This is a genomic window from Rhodanobacter thiooxydans (genome assembly GCF_030291135.1).
Lineage (GTDB): Bacteria > Pseudomonadota > Gammaproteobacteria > Xanthomonadales > Rhodanobacteraceae > Rhodanobacter > Rhodanobacter thiooxydans_A.
Genome location: NZ_CP127409.1, coordinates 549103 through 563924, shown reverse-complemented (window position 1 = coordinate 563924; position 14822 = coordinate 549103). Strand labels below are relative to the sequence as shown.

At 67.2% G+C, this 14822-nt stretch carries 15 protein-coding genes; 4 read left to right on the top strand and 11 right to left on the bottom strand.

Annotated features, from left to right (window positions below; translation table 11 throughout):
• The first annotated feature begins 57 nt into the window (after positions 1-57).
• Both QQA13_RS02410 and QQA13_RS02405 read left to right on the top strand, forming a co-directional pair.
• Positions 58-708 carry a response regulator gene (locus tag QQA13_RS02410; protein ID WP_108470660.1) on the top strand — a complete coding sequence of 217 codons (651 nt, stop codon included), beginning with the start codon at positions 58-60 and terminating at the stop codon, positions 706-708.
• 132 nt (positions 709-840) lie between these two features.
• The gene (locus QQA13_RS02405) at positions 841-1557 is read left to right on the top strand and encodes a 2OG-Fe(II) oxygenase (protein ID WP_108470659.1); all 717 of its coding nucleotides are present in this window, start codon (positions 841-843) and stop codon (positions 1555-1557) included.
• 329 nt (positions 1558-1886) lie between these two features.
• On the opposite strand, the gene speD is transcribed toward QQA13_RS02405, so the two are convergent.
• The gene (gene speD, locus QQA13_RS02400; RefSeq protein ID WP_108470658.1) at positions 1887-2672 is read right to left on the bottom strand and encodes an adenosylmethionine decarboxylase; all 786 of its coding nucleotides are present in this window, start codon (positions 2670-2672) and stop codon (positions 1887-1889) included.
• Positions 2673-2960: 288 nt separating this feature from the next.
• Here speD and crp point away from each other — a divergent pair, with 288 nt between their 5' ends.
• Positions 2961-3662 (top strand): cAMP-activated global transcriptional regulator CRP, encoded by a 702-nt coding sequence (gene crp, locus QQA13_RS02395; RefSeq protein WP_199909801.1) that lies wholly within the window; start codon positions 2961-2963, stop codon positions 3660-3662.
• 91 nt (positions 3663-3753) lie between these two features.
• Complete coding sequence (locus tag QQA13_RS02390) at positions 3754-4497, top strand: sulfite exporter TauE/SafE family protein (RefSeq protein WP_108470656.1); 744 nt, start codon at positions 3754-3756, stop codon at positions 4495-4497.
• Positions 4498-4611: 114 nt separating this feature from the next.
• On the opposite strand, the gene QQA13_RS02385 is transcribed toward QQA13_RS02390, so the two are convergent.
• The 10 genes from QQA13_RS02385 to QQA13_RS02340 form a co-directional block, all read right to left on the bottom strand.
• Positions 4612-5304, bottom strand: coding sequence for a haloacid dehalogenase-like hydrolase (locus tag QQA13_RS02385; protein WP_108470675.1), 693 nt, complete (start codon positions 5302-5304; stop codon positions 4612-4614).
• Between the two features lie 5 nt (positions 5305-5309).
• On the bottom strand, positions 5310-6104 hold the full coding sequence (trpC, locus tag QQA13_RS02380) for an indole-3-glycerol phosphate synthase TrpC (RefSeq protein WP_108470655.1): 795 nt from the start codon (positions 6102-6104) through the stop codon (positions 5310-5312).
• A gap of 92 nt (positions 6105-6196) precedes the next feature.
• Positions 6197-7255 (bottom strand): anthranilate phosphoribosyltransferase, encoded by a 1059-nt coding sequence (gene trpD, locus QQA13_RS02375; protein ID WP_108470654.1) that lies wholly within the window; start codon positions 7253-7255, stop codon positions 6197-6199.
• Positions 7252-7848, bottom strand: coding sequence for an anthranilate synthase component II (locus QQA13_RS02370; RefSeq protein WP_108470653.1), 597 nt, complete (start codon positions 7846-7848; stop codon positions 7252-7254). Before QQA13_RS02370 ends, trpD begins: the two co-directional genes overlap by 4 nt.
• A gap of 108 nt (positions 7849-7956) precedes the next feature.
• Positions 7957-9192 carry a dicarboxylate/amino acid:cation symporter gene (locus tag QQA13_RS02365; protein ID WP_108470652.1) on the bottom strand — a complete coding sequence of 412 codons (1236 nt, stop codon included), beginning with the start codon at positions 9190-9192 and terminating at the stop codon, positions 7957-7959.
• Positions 9189-9968 (bottom strand): L,D-transpeptidase family protein, encoded by a 780-nt coding sequence (locus QQA13_RS02360; RefSeq protein WP_234411255.1) that lies wholly within the window; start codon positions 9966-9968, stop codon positions 9189-9191. Before QQA13_RS02360 ends, QQA13_RS02365 begins: the two co-directional genes overlap by 4 nt.
• Positions 9969-10119: 151 nt before the next feature.
• Positions 10120-10977, bottom strand: coding sequence for a MurR/RpiR family transcriptional regulator (locus QQA13_RS02355; RefSeq protein WP_108470650.1), 858 nt, complete (start codon positions 10975-10977; stop codon positions 10120-10122).
• Positions 10977-12074 carry a dipeptide epimerase gene (locus tag QQA13_RS02350; RefSeq protein ID WP_108470649.1) on the bottom strand — a complete coding sequence of 366 codons (1098 nt, stop codon included), beginning with the start codon at positions 12072-12074 and terminating at the stop codon, positions 10977-10979. The genes QQA13_RS02355 and QQA13_RS02350 overlap by 1 nt, the downstream gene beginning before the upstream one ends.
• A 51-nt stretch (positions 12075-12125) precedes the next feature.
• Positions 12126-13529 (bottom strand): SH3 domain-containing protein, encoded by a 1404-nt coding sequence (locus QQA13_RS02345; RefSeq protein ID WP_108470648.1) that lies wholly within the window; start codon positions 13527-13529, stop codon positions 12126-12128.
• Positions 13530-13555: 26 nt separating this feature from the next.
• Positions 13556-14713 carry a DUF819 domain-containing protein gene (locus QQA13_RS02340; RefSeq protein WP_108470647.1) on the bottom strand — a complete coding sequence of 386 codons (1158 nt, stop codon included), beginning with the start codon at positions 14711-14713 and terminating at the stop codon, positions 13556-13558.
• Positions 14714-14822: the final 109 nt, after the last annotated feature.

Genomic DNA, 14822 nt, shown 5'->3' with positions numbered 1-14822 from the left:
TGGCGCACACCGGCCCTGCGCTTGACGCGGTTGGAGATGGCATGCAGGGTATGTCGCATGCCGCCCATCCCGATCCGCGTCCTGCTCGTCGATGACCACACCCTGGTTCGTGAGAGCCTCGTGGGCATCCTGCAAAGCGACGGCGACATAGAGGTTATCGCGCAGGCCGCCGACGGCGTCGAAGCCGTCGACAAGGCGCTGGCCACGCGCCCGGACATCGTCATCACCGACCTGTCGATGCCGCGCCTGAACGGTGTCGAGGTGGTGCGCCAGCTGCGTCAGGCGCTGCCGGATACGCGCGTGCTGGTGCTGACCATGCACCAGGAGGATCAGTACGTGCTGCAGGCCGTACGCGTTGGTGCCAGCGGTTATCTGGTCAAGGACAGCGCCGCCGCGGAACTGCTCGCCGCGGTACGCAACCTGCATGCCGGACGGGGGCATTTCAGCCCACAAGCGGCGCGCGCGCTGGCCGAACAGCTGCAGCACCCCGAGCGCGTGCTGGATGATCGCTATGAGCTCCTGACCGCACGCGAACGGGAGGTGTTCCGCCTGATCGCCGAGGGACTGACCACCAAGGAAATCGCGCGCCAGCTGGCGATCAGCACCAAGACCGCGGAAAACCACCGTGCCCGCGTGCTGACCAAGATTGCCGTGCGCAACACCGCCGAGCTGGTGCGCTACGCATTGCGCCGGGGATTGCTCGATTAGGGATCCATTGCGCGGCGGCAGCTGCGCGCGCGACGCGACACCGGTTCAAGGGCCACCCGCGCCGTGCCATGATGACCGCCTTCGTGCTTTCCCGCGCACCGCGCGGCGCGCCAACGGTGCCACCGCATGCCCATGTCCACTACCACGAATGCCCCGGATGACTTTATCGAGGTGTATCCCGATGCGTTGCCGGCGGTACAGTGTGCTGCGCTGGTCGAGCGTTTCGCCGCGAGTGCCCGGACGCGCCCGGGGCGGGTTGGCGGCGGCGTGCTCCCCGAACTGAAGGACAGCCAGGATCTTGCCCTCAGCGACCAGGCCGACTGGCACGAGGCGGAAACGGCGCTCAATCAGGCGGTGTTCCGCGGGGTGCTTGCCTACCTGAGGCGATATCCGCATGCGCTGATCGCGCCGCTGATGCTCGAGGTTCCGGGCCCGGGCGGCACCCGCCACCGACTGACGTCCGAACGCCTGCAGACCATGGACGACGGCGCATTGTCGTCCCTGGTTGAAACGGTATTCCGGCCAGGGGCAATCAACCTGCAACGCTACAGCGCGGGACGCGGTGGCTACCCTTATTGGCATTGCGAGCTGTACCCACGCGACCCGCGCGCCGACACACTGCACCGCCACCTGCTGTGGACGATCTATCTCAATGACGGCTTTGCCGAGGGCGAGACCGAGTTTCTGTACCAGCAGCGCAAGATCGTACCGCGCACGGGTACGCTGCTGCTGGCGCCGGCTTCGTTCACGCATACACACCGCGGCAACCGCCCACAGGGCGGCGACAAGGTCATTGCGACGAGCTGGGTGCTGTTCCAGCGCGCCGAGCAGCTGTTCGGCGGTGCCTGAATACCGCTACCGCGCAGGACGGCGATGGCGGCGGCTCGCGGCCGCCGAGCAACCGGGCAACGAAAACCGTGTGCGGCCATGACTGTCATGCCCCGTGGAAACCCGGTCTCGGCTTCAGGGAAAAGCTCGCCGGGTAACTGCACGCACCCCCAGCACCGGCATGAGGGTAGTCAGCGCCCGGGCAGGCCTTCGGCGAACACCCGCCCGACGGCACCGAAGTCTCGACGCGCACCGGCGAACGAATGCTCGCGACCGCTGGACCATGCGCGTGGCCAGAACCGTTCCCGCAAAGGAAGTCCAAAAAAACCCGCCTCTCGGCGGGTTTTTCGTCACATCAGGTTGCGGCCGTGGAACAGTTCCTCGATCTCGCGGCGCAGCAGCGACTCGATGCGCTGGCGCTCCTTGAACGAGAGGTCGTCGGCGTGCGAGTCGAACAGGTACGTCTCCAGGTCGAAGTCCTTGATGTGCATCTTCGTGTGGAACATGTTCTCCTGGTACACGTTGACGTCGAACATCTCGTACTTCTGGCGGATGTGCTTGGCCAGGTAGTCCTGCACCGAATTGATCTTGTGGTCGATGAAGTGCTTCTTGCCCTTGATGTCGCGGGTGAAGCCGCGCACGCGGTAGTCGCACACCACGATGTCCGACTCGAAGCTGTCGATCAGGTAGTTCAGCGCCTTCAGCGGCGAGATCACGCCGCAGGTGGCCACGTCGATGTCCGCGCGGAACGTGGCGATGCCGTTGTGCGGATGCGTTTCCGGATAGGTATGGACGGTGATGTGGCTCTTGTCCATGTGCGCGACCACGGCACCGGAAATGGTGTCGCGGCCGAGTTTCTCGACCACCGGCTCCTCGGAGATCAGCATGGTCACCGAGGCGCCCTGCGGGTCGTAGTCCTGGCGTGCGATGTTGAGGATGTTCGCGCCGATGATCTCGGCCACGTCGGTGAGAATCTGGGTCAGCCGGTCGGCGTCGTACTGGTCATCGATGTACTCGATGTAGTTGCGGCGCTGGTCTTCCGACACCGCATAGCAGATGTCGTAGATGTTGAAGCTCAACGCCTTGGTCAGGTTGTTGAAACCCTGCAGGCGCAGACGGGGAAGTGGCTTGACCACGGGCAGCTCTCCATGACCGGACTTCGGCCATCAGCAGAGGCGGGTTAGCGACAAGGGTCCCCGCGATATGGTGTGAAGTACAGGCGCGCAGCCTGCACGACCCTTGCGTATCGCATGCGACAATCCTGCCGCATACGGAAGACCGCGAATTATGGGGCAAAAGAACGAGAAATTGAACCTGTCGCAAATCGTCAGGTTTGCCATAATGCCAAGCTTGCAGGGATGGTCCGCGGACAAGCAGTGCCGTGTGGCAATGGCCGCCGCTGTGACTTCAACCATCTGTGGGGGATAAACGTGGCGCAACTCAAGTACCAGCTCCAACAGGCTTTCGAACGTTCGCAGGCACCGCTTGGCTTCGCCCCGGACCCCGCCTCCATGGAGCGATTCCTGGCCCTGTGCCACCGCCGGCGCTACCCGGGCAAGACCGCGATCATCCGCCCCGGCGACCCGGCCAACACCTTGTATTACGTGGTCGAGGGCTCGCTGGCGGTATGCACCGAGGACGAGCAGGGTCGCGAACTGATCCTTGCCTACATCAGCCGCGGCCAGTTCATCGGCGAAATGGGCCTGTTCGTGGAGCAGGCCCAGCGCGAGTCGATGGTGCGCACGCGCACCCCGTGCGAGATGGCCGAGGTCAGCTACGAGCGCCTGTTCCAGCTGATGGAGGGTCCGCTGCGCGAGGAGTGCCCGAAGATCCTGTTCGCCATCGGCTCGCAGCTGACCAACCGCCTGCTGCGCACCTCGCGCCAGGTCAGCCGGATGGCGTTCATGGACGTCACCAACCGCATCTCGCGCACCCTGCTCGACCTGTGCCAGGAGCCGGATTCGATGACCCACCCGGACGGCACCCAGATCCGCATCTCGCGCCAGGAAGTGAGCCGCATCGTGGGCTGTTCGCGCGAAATGGTCGGCCGCGTGCTCAAGCAGCTGGAAGAGCAACGGATGATCGACGTCTCCGGCAAGACCATCGTGGTGCGTGGCACGCGCTGAGCCCTCGCGAGGCACCCCGCGCACCGTCTGAACCGGTTTTTTACGAAGACTGGTCGAGGATGGTGCCTCGCCATCGGCTGCGAGATGACGCTTGGATTACGGACAGTTCTTCATCTTTGCAGGTGTCGGCCTGCTCGCCCAACTGGTCGATGGCGCGCTGGGCATGGCCTACGGCCTGGTCTCGAACTCGATCCTGCTGGCGCTGGGCCTGCCGCCGGCGGTGGCCAGCGCCACCGTGCACACCGCCGAGGTGTTCACCACCGGCGTCTCCGGTGCGTCGCACGCCTGGTTCGGCAACGTGCGCTGGAGCCTGTTCTGGCAACTGGCCATTCCCGGCGCGATCGGCGGCATCCTTGGCGCGACCTTCCTGGCCAGCGTGCCGGGCGAGGCGATCCGGCCCTGGGTCAACGCCTACCTGCTGATCCTCGGCACGATGGTGCTGCTGCGCGCCTTCGGCAAGCGGCTGACCCGCCACCAGGTGCAGCACAGCGGCGTGCTGGGCTTCTTCGCCGGGCTGCTCGACGCGATCGGCGGCGGCGGCTGGGGGCCGCTGGCCACCAGCACCCTGATCGCGCGCGGTGGCGGCGTGCGCAGCACGATCGGCTCGGTCAACGCCGCCGAGTTCGTGGTGACGGTCTGCGTCTCCGCCACCCTGGTCTGGCACGTCGGCGTCGGCCACTGGCCGATCGTGCTCGGCCTGCTCACCGGCGGCGTGATCGCCGCGCCGTTCGCCGCTTGGCTGGTGCGCCACCTGCCCGAGCAGGCCGTGATGGCCGCCGTGGGCAGCCTGATCGTGCTGATCAGCCTGGGCCAACTGGCGCAGGCACTGCTGTAGGCGCGAGGGAAGTGATTCCCGTGCCGGAGGTTGCTGCGCAGGGCGGCACTACCCACCGCTCGCGCCGGGCAGAACCGGCGGCAGTGCCCGTGCTGCGAAACCACGAAACCGTAATCAGAACCACTCGACGCGGGTGACCGCGCGGCCCAGCGCCCTCTCCATCTTCTTGCACAGCGTGGGCGTGCCATTGACCAGTACTGCCTCGGCGGCCAGTTTCAGCATCGGCGCGTCGTACATCGAATCGCCATAGGCCAGCTGCCATGCCTCGACGCCGCGCTCGGCCAGCGACTGCACCTTGCGCCGCCCCACGTTGTGCCGCAGCAGGCGCATGCCGAGCCAGCCGGGACGCAGTTGCGAAGCGAGGACTTCCAGATCGGTCAATCCCAGTTGCTGCAGGATACCGCTGGCCAGGGTGTGCTCGCAGCCGGTCACCACGATCACCCGGTCGCCCTGCAACTGGTGTCGGCGCAGTGCCTGCAGGCCATCACGACAGAACTGCTTCGGCCGCCGCGCCAGGGTCGCGGCAAACGCGCCCGCAGCGGTCTGGTAACGCCGTTCATCCAGACCCAACAGGGCGATACGCACCAGCGTGTGCATCGGCCCGCGCCGCGAGAACGGACGCAGCAACAGCAGCAGCGGCGAACACAGCAGGGCCAGCGCGCAACGCCACGGTGAACGCCGGTAGCGCTCGCGCATGAACAGATAAAACGAATCGCCGCGGATCAGCACGCCATCGAAATCGAACAGCACCACGCGCGGCAATGCCGCATCCGTGCTTGCTGGCGCCAGCGCCCCCTGCTCCGGCATCACGGTCACGGGATCGAGAACAACCGCCGCAATTCGGCACCCGGGTCTTCGGCGCGCATGAACGCCTCGCCGACCAGGAACGCCTGGATGCCGCCCTCGCGCAGGCGCGCGACGTCTTCCGGCGTATGGATGCCCGATTCGGCCACCAGCACGCGGTCGTACTCGACCAGTTCCTGCAGGGCCAGCGAGGTCTCCAGCGAGGTCTCGAAGCTGCGCAGGTTGCGGTTGTTCACGCCGATCAGCGGCACCGGCAACGCCAGCGCGCGTTCCAGCTCATCTTCGTCATGCACCTCGCACAGCACGTCCAGGTCGAGCTCCGCCGCCAGCAGCGACAGCTGCAGCAGCACGTCGTCGTCCAGTGCCGAGACGATCAGCAGGATGCAGTCGGCGCCGATCGCGCGCGCCTCGTACACCTGGTAGGCGTCGATGATGAAGTCCTTGCGCAGTACCGGCAGCGAGCACGCCTCGCGCGCCTGCTGCAGGAACGCCTCGCTACCCTGGAAGAAGTCGCTGTCGGTCAGCACCGACAGGCAGGCCGCGCCGGCGGCCGCGTAGCTCTTCGCGATCCCTGCCGGGTCGAAATCCTTGCGGATCAGCCCCTTGCTGGGGCTGGCCTTCTTCACCTCGGCGATCACCGCCGGCAGGCCGGCGTCGATCTTTGCCTCGATCGCCGCGGCGAAACCGCGGGTGCCGGGCAGGTCCGCGATGCGCGCGATCAGTTCGGCCTCCGGCAGCCGTGCCCGGCGTTCGGCAACCTCTTCCGCCTTGCGGGCAAGAATGCGATTGAGGATGTCAGTCATGGCATCTCACTGATGGTGTAGGAGCGCATCCCATGCGCGACAAGAACCCCGGCACATCGGGGGCGGCAGCAGCTTCGCACACCGCGTGCGTTCTAGCGTGAACCGGCAAGGCGGCGGGTGGCCGCCACGAAGGCCTGCATTTTCGCATGCGCGGCGCCGCTGGCAATCGTGGCACGGGCGAGCTCGATGCCTTCGCCGATCGAGGCGGCCACGTCGGCCGTATACAACGCCGCGCCGGCGTTCAGGCAGACGATGTCGTGCGCCACGCCGTGGCGGCCCTGCAACACGTCCAGCAGCATCACCTTCGACTCGTCCGCATTTTCCACGCGCAGGTTGCGGCTGGACGCCATGGCCAGGCCGAAATCCTCCGGCTCCACCTCGTACTCGTGCACCACGCCGTCGCGCAATTCGCCGACCAGGGTCGCCGCGCCCAGCGAGATCTCGTCCAGCCCGTCGCGGCCCCACACCACCAGCGCGTGACGCGCGCCGAGCTGCTGCAGCACGCGCACCTGGATGCCGACCAGGTCGGGATGGAACACGCCCATCAGGATGTTCGGCGCGCCGGCCGGGTTGGTCAGCGGCCCCAGGATGTTGAACAGCGTGCGCACGCCCATTTCCCTGCGCACCGGCGCCACCACCTTCATCGCCGGGTGGTGGTTCGGCGCGAACATGAAGCCGATGCCGGTCTCGGCCATGCACGCGGCCACCTGCTTTGGTGCCAGCTCGATCGCCGCGCCCAGCGCCTCCAGCACGTCGGCGCTGCCGGACTTCGACGACACGCTGCGGCCACCGTGCTTGGCGATGTGCGCGCCGGCCGCCGCCGCCACGAACATCGACGTGGTGGAGATGTTGAAGCTGGAGGCGCCGTCGCCGCCGGTGCCGACGATGTCGACGAAGTGCTCGTGCGGCGGCGCGTCCACTTTCGCCGACAGCTCGCGCATCACCCGCGCCGCGCCGGTGATCTCGCCCACCGTTTCCTTCTTCACCCGCAGGCCGGTGATGATCGCCGCGGTCATCAGCGGGCTCACCTCGCCCGCCATGATCTGCCGCATCAGCGCGATCATCTCGTCGTGGAAGATCTCGCGGTGCTCGATCGTGCGCTGCAGCGCCTCTTGCGGCGTGATGGTGATCTCACGGGCGTGGCCGTTCATGCCGCCGCCCTCAGCGGCTGGCCCAGGAAATTGCGCAGCAGGTCGTGGCCGTGCTGGGTCAGGATCGATTCGGGATGGAACTGCACGCCCTCGACCGCCAGCGTCTTGTGGCGCAGGCCCATGATCTCGTCGATCGAGCCGTCCGGGTTCTCCGTCCACGCGGTGACTTCCAGGCAATCCGGCAGCGACGACTGCTCCACCACCAGCGAGTGGTAGCGCGTGGCCTCGAACGGATTCGGCAGGCCGGCGAACACGCCCTGCCCGCGATGGATCACCGGCGAGGTCTTGCCATGCATGATCCGCTTGGCGCGGATCACCTTGCCGCCGAATACCTGGCCGATCGCCTGGTGGCCCAGGCACACGCCGAACACCGGGATCTCGCCGGCCAGCTCGCGCAGCACGTCCAGCGACACGCCTGCATCGTCCGGCGTACCCGGCCCCGGCGAGATCATGATGTGCGAGGGCTTCAGCGCGCGGATGCCAGCCACGTCCAGCGCATCGTTGCGCACCACCTTGACCGCCTGCCCCAACTCGCCCAGGTACTGCACGAGGTTGTAGGTGAAGCTGTCGTAGTTGTCGATCATCAGCAGCATGGCGCGCCTTGCGGGACTTGGCGGCGCAACGCGCCGGGCACGACATTATAGCCGTGCCGTCCGCCCCGGTTCCGCCAGCGGCACCAGGCGCAGCCGCCAGGCCTTCGCTCAGGCGGTATCGCGCCGCGACTGCCGCGTCACCACGCTGGTGGCGGTGAGGTCCGCGGTGACGTTGCCCAGCGTGGCCAGTGCGTCGGGGATGGTGTCGACCGCCAGCATCAGGCCCAGCGGGGAAAGCGGCAAACCCATCGCCTGCGCCACCGGCAGGTTGGTGGCGATGAAGGTGACCTGGCCCGGCAGGCCAACCGAACCCAGGCTGATCACCACCGCCAGCAGTGCGCCAGCCAGCAGCTGCGCGGTACTGAGGTCGATGCCGTAGGCCCAGGCGATGAACACCGCCGAGGTGACGTACTGCACCGGGCTGGTCAGGCGGAACAGGCTCACCGCCATCGGCAGCACCAGCGCGGCCACCTGCTTCGGGTAGCCGAGCCGGCGATCAGCGCTTTCCAGCATCGCCGGCAGTGAGGCCAGCGAGGACTGCGTGCTGATCGCCACCACCTGCGCCGGCACCAGCGCCAGCGCGAAACGGCGCAGCTTCTCGCCGCCGAACACCACCGCCAGCGGCAGCATCATCACGGTGACCGACAGGTACAGCAGGCATTCGACCAGCACGTACACGCCCAGCGCACTGAGCATGCCCAGGCCCGAGCGGGCGCAGACGGAAAAGATCAGCGCGAACACGCCCAGCGGCGCGATCCACAGCACCCAGCGCACGATCACGATCATCGCATCCGCGACCGCCTGGAAGAATTCCATCAGCAGCGCGCGTCGCGTCGGCGCGAGCCGGGTCAGCGCGAAGCCGAGGAACAGCGCGAACACCACCAGCGGCAGCATCGCGCTCTGGGCCGCGGCCATGATCGCGTTGTTCGGCACGATCGCCACCAGTGTGTCGATCCAGTTCGGCGCCGCCTGCGCCGCCGCGGGCACGCTGGCGTGATCGAGCGCGGCGATAAGTGCCGGATTGTGCGGGAACAGCGAGAACACCAGCGGTGCGGCCAGCGCCGCGAACACCGCGCCGCCGGTCAGCACCACGATGAACACCACGATCGCGCGGCGCGCGATGCGGCCCGAGGCGGCCGCATCGGTGGCGGTATTGACGCCCACCACGACCAGCGCCAGCACCAGCGGTACCACGGTCATCTGCAGCGCGTTCAGCCACAGCTTGCCGATCGGCTGCGCCACGTTCGCCACCTGCAGCGCCACGGTCTCGTTCCAGCCGGCCAGCACCAGGCCGATCAGCGCGCCGGTGGCCAGTCCCACCAGGACCCGGGTGGTCGCACTCATTGCGCAGCATCCGCGGCGGCCAGCGCCGGGAGTTGCCAGTCGGCACGCAAGCGCTCGTACTCGCCCTGCGGCAGCAGCACGAACACCGGATGATCCTGCGGCTTCAGCCAGGCCAGCAGCCGCTGCATCAGCGCCGGCGTCATCGCGGTGCAACCGGCGGTGGCGTCGGCGGGCGATTTCCACAGATGCGCGAAGATGCAGCTGCCGCCCTGCGGCGCCGCCTGCGCGTTGTGCTCGATCACGAAGCCGAGCCGGTAGCGCTGGTCGCCGTTCGCGTGTAGGTCGCGTCGCATCGGTTCGCTGGAACCCTTTACGGCGTCGGCGCCGACCACGTTCGCATCGACGATGCGGTTGTATTGCGCCGTGCCGCTGACATCCATGCACCAGTCGGTGGCGGTGAGCGCACGGTACGGCAGCGCGGTGGCCGCGTGCGCGGCGTAGCCGAACGCCTCGCCGATGCGGAACACGCCGGCCGGGCTGCGGTTGTCGCCCTCGCGCTTGAGCGGCCCGTCATGCTGCGGCGCGTTCAGGCCCAGGCCCCAGCCGGCGCCGTTCTTGCCGATGGTCACCGGTGCCGGCGCGATGACTTCCCGCCAGGCATCGCCGTGGCGCTCGAAGCCGCGCAGCTCGCCGTGGTCGGTGTTCCAGCCGGCGGTGGTGACCACGATCATCTGGCGGGCGTCCTGCCAGGGTGCCTCCGCGGCGGCGGCATGCGCGGCGCCGGTGAGCGTGGCGGCAAACGCCAGCAAGGCAAGGGTGCGGCGGTGAACAGTCATCAGCTTTTCATCCGGCAATTCTTCATCACGCAACATGAGCCCGCTTGCGGGTGGTGCTTCTGCGAATCCCGAGTCCCGAATCCCGGCTCAAAAGCATCGCCCGCAAGCGGGCTACTGCGATTCCCAAATATCTATTCCCGATTCCCGGCCCCTACGGCTCCAGCATCAGCTGGATGCGGTCGAGGTTGGCCAGCAGCTGCGCGTGGCGATCGTCGTGGTCCTCGCACAGTTGCACGAACACGCTGTCGAGCAGGTGCTGCAGCGCCGACTGGTACAGCAGCGGCTGGATGTACGGCAGCTCGTCGTGCGCCGACACCACCAGGCAGAGGTCGGCTAGCGCGCGCAGCGGGTTCGCGGTGTGCCGCGTCACCGTGATCACCTGGCCGCGGCGCTCGCGGAAGTAGCGGGCGATCTTGCACAGCGCCGGATGGTTGCCGTGTTCGGAAAACACCAGCAGCACGTCGCCGGCGCTGGCCGCGGAAACGTTCGCGGTCATCCGCGCGGTGTCGAAGTTGTGCACGGTGAGGATGCCCAGCAGCGACAGCTTCAGCGCGAAGCCGCGCGCGTGGATGTCGTCCTCACCGAGTCCGATGATGAACACCTTGCCGGCGCGGCCGGCCTGCTCGATCGCACCCGCCACGGCGTGGAGGGTTTCCGGCGGGTTGATCAGCCGGGTCGCCTCCTCGGCTTCGGACTTGCGCCGCCACAGGTTGCCGGCGGACGCGCCGCCGCCCTCGCCGCCGCTCGCCGTCGCGACTTGCGGCGTGTCGCCGTTGTCGGCGCGGGCGATCGCCTCGCCGACCGAATACTTCAGGTCCGGATAACCCTTGAAGCCCAGCTTCTGGGTGAACTTGACCACGCTGGACTGGCTGATCCCCAGCGCATTGGCCAGCTGCTGCGAGGAGTAGTCGCGCAGCAGTTGCGCGTTCTCCAGGATGAAGTCGGCGATGCGCCGCTCCACTGCCGACATCTGGTCGCGTTCCGAACGGATTTTGACCAGCGGCGACATCAGGCTTCGATCCTCTCCAATCCGCGGATCTCGCGGATGCCCAGTCCGGGGGCGTCCGTCACCGAGATTTCCGACTCGTTGAAGATTACCCCACCGTCGACCGGATTGAACTGGCACAGCGACGGGCCGTCCAGGTCGACCTTGGTGATCACGTTGGATTTGGCCACCGCCACGTGCACCGCCGCGGCCACGCTGATCGAGGTTTCCAGCATGCAGCCGATCATGCACTCGATGCCGTGCATGCCGGCGATGTCGGCGATGCGGATCGCGTTGGAGATGCCGCCGGTCTTCATCAGCTTGATGTTGATGATGTCGGCCGCGCGCAGGCGGATCAGCTCGATCACCTCCATCGGGCCGAACACGCTCTCGTCGGCCATCACCGGCGTGTGCACGCGTTCGGTGACGTAGCGCATGCCGGCCAGGTCGCGCGCCTTCACCGGCTGCTCGATCAGCTCCAGCTTGATGCCGGCGTCCTCCAGCGTCTGCAGCGCGTACACCGCCTGCTTCGCGGTCCAGCCCTGGTTCGCGTCCAGCCGCAGCAGCGCACGGCCTTCCACCGCGGCGTAGATCGCCTTGACCCGCTCGATGTCGACGCCGATGTCCTTGCCCACCTTGATCTTCAGCGACTCGAAGCCGCGTTCCACCGCGCTGACCGAGTCGGCCACCATCTTGTCGATGTAGTCGACGCTGATGGTGATGTCGGTGGTGATCACCGGGTCGCCGCCGCCCAGGAGCTTGTACAGCGGCGCGCCGTAGAGCTGACCCCACAGGTCGTACACCGCGATCTCCACCGCCGCCTTGGCGCTGGTGTTCTTCTCCATCGAGGACTGGATCAGCTGGGTAAGGTGGTTGAGGTCGGCGATGTCCTGGCCGATCAGCCGGGGCGAGATGTAGTGGCGGATCGCGTCGATGATCGAGCCGTGGGTGTCGCCGGTGATCACCGCGGTGGCGGGCGCCTCGCCGTAGCCGACCTGGCCCGAGTCGGTGTGCACCATCACCACGATGTCCTCCACCGTGTTGACCGTGCGCAGCGCCGTCTTGAACGGGGTTTTCAGCGGCACCCGCAGCATGCCGAACTGGATGTCGGTGATTTTCATGGGCAAACCTTCATGGAATCTGTGTCCTGTTTCTTCTTGATGCAGGCGCGCTCAGGGGCGGATGTGCACGATGCTGGTCATGCGATCGACATAGCTTTGCTTGTCGTTGAACAGCAGCGGCAGCAGCGGCGTCACCGACACCGCGTTGAGCTTGATCCGTGCCTTGCTGCCGTCGGCCTTGCGGTAGCTCATGCCGGTGGTGTCGTGGATCACGTAAGGCTGGCCGTGCAGGCGGCCGATCACCATCATCACGTGGCCGGGGATGTAGACCAGGTCGCCGACCTCCAGCGCCTGCGCGGCCTTGATGCGTTCCTCGCGGCTGTCCTTCGCGGTGAACGCGCGATGCTCCAGTGCCGGGCTGATCGCCTGTTTGCTGGTGTTGCGCGGCATCTCGACGCCCATGCTGCGGTACACGTCGGAGACAAAGCCCGAGCAGTCGCGGCCATCGTAGGCGTGGCCCCAGCCGTAGCGCTCGCCGAGGAACTTGAAGGCCTGGCGGATGATGTTGGCGCGGGTCAACGGCAGGTAGTCGGCGGCGGTATCAGTGTTCTTCTGCAGCAGCGCCGGACTGAACCCGAGCGTGCCGTCGGCCTTGCGCAGCGGCAGCTCGAGTACGTGCGAGGTGTATGGCGTCTGCCCGTTGACCGGTTGGTCCGGCGGCAAGTCCGTCACCAGCGGCACGCGCGTGCCCATGTCCAGCTGCAGCTGCGATACCGCGGGCTGTTCGCGGGTGAACACGGTGTGCTCGGTGGCGCCAGTGATCACCCGGTACGGCGCCTTGCCGGCGTAGCCGAACACTTGCGCGTCGCTGCCTTCAGCCACGTTCTCTCTCTCAGTCCAGGCGGCGTAGCGCGGACTGACCACGAACAGCCACTTGCCGTCGGCGCTGGCGTGCACGATCGCCACCGGCGTGCCGGGGAACTCGGCCGTTTCCTGGAAACGGTCGATGTCGGTGTCGCCCTTCTCGCTGAACACGCGCAGCGCGGTAGGGAACGTGCGCAACGCGGCGCGACGCACCACCAGGCCGTAACGCGCGGGCTGCTGCGCGGGGATCGCGTCGAGCGCACGGTTGGCGACCACGGCATCCAGCGTGGCGGCCGGCACCGGCTGGCCGTCGACGTCGAACAGCGGGCGCTCCGGCCGCCCGGACAACGCCGTGATCCAGCCAGTGACCTGCTCGCGGCTCAAGGTCTTTGGCAACGCGCGCAGGTCGTGCACTGACGGGTCGACCTGCAGCAGCTTCGCGTTCTGCGCCTCGATCGCCGCGCGGTCGAGGATCACTCGGTCGGGCTGGGCCTGCAGGCCGATCCAGAACGCGGGGGTGAGCTGCGCCTCGCCGACGCCGAGCACGCCGGACGGCGGCACGGTCAACGCATCGTTCGCCTCGCGCGCCTGCAGCGGTGCGCCGGCGAAGGCGAGCGCGAGCGCGGTGACGGCAAGCAGGGGGATTCGCATCGTCTTGGTCCTATGTTGAAAGCGCATCACGCGCCCGCCAGCGTGGACAGGATCGTCGCCACCAGCAGGCCGAAGCCGGTGCCCAGGATGTAACCGAGCAGGGCCAGCAGGATACCGACCGGCACCAGTGCGGCCGAATAGCTGGCGGCCAGGATCGGCGTGGCCGCCACGCCGCCAATATGCGCCAGCGAGGAGATCCCGCACAGGTACAGGTCGAAGCGGAACAGCTTGGCGAAGCCGACTAGCAGCACCGCGTGGATCGCGATGACGGTGACGCCGCACAAGAGGTACAGCGGCGCCGCGGCGATGCCCTGGAAGTTGCTCTGCGAGGCCAGCACCGCCACCACGCTGATCAGCATCGCGCTGGAAATCGTGCTGGCGCCGGGAAACTCCGCCAGCGGCGTGTGCGCCACCAGCAGGCCGAAGCCGGTGGCCAGCAGGATGGTCCAGGTGGTGGCGCTGACCATGCCGGATACCGGCAGCCAGCCGGCCAGCCAGCCCGACAGCGCCGCCACCGCCAACGCCATGCCCAGCCACAGCAGCACGCTGTCGTAGGTGGTCGGCGCCCTGGTCTTCACCGGCGCCAGCGGGATGTCGCCGCTGGACGCCGCCCGTGTCCAGCGGTTGAACGCCGGCGCCAGTCGCGCCACCGAGAACAGCACCACCACCCACATCGAATAACCCAGCGCATCGGTCAGCAGCGACATCGCCAGATAGGTGTCGGACATGCCGATCGCCTGCTTCACCGCGATCATGTTCGCGCTGCCGCCCACCCAGCTGCCGGAGAGTGCGGCCAGCGGCTGCCAGTCGTTGCCGGGCAGCCAGTGGCGGTAAAGCAGATAGGTGCCGATGAAGGCCACGAACAGGCTGACCGAGGTACAGGCGAATACGCCGAGCACCCGCGGACCGAGCCGCCAGATCGCGCGCAGGTCGCAGTTGATCATCAGCAGGAACAGCAGCGCCGGCACCATGCGCGAGACCAGCATCGACTGCGCCGCCTTGATCTCGGCGTTGACCTGCCACAGCCCGGACACCGCCAGCGCGGTGACGAACAGATAGGTCAGCACGATCGGCGGCAGCACCGAAAACAGCTTCCAGCCGAAGCGGCGTTCCATCGCCGGAAACAAACCAGCGACCAGCAACATCAGCGCCAGGTAGGGCCAGACCGTGTGGATCACATGCATCCCCTCGTGGATCGTTCGCGGGTATTCGCAGGCTGGCTGGTTTCCACCATCAAGGAATAGCTGATTCTTGTCGACTTAGATAGAAGCATAAATTATTGACCGGCATTTG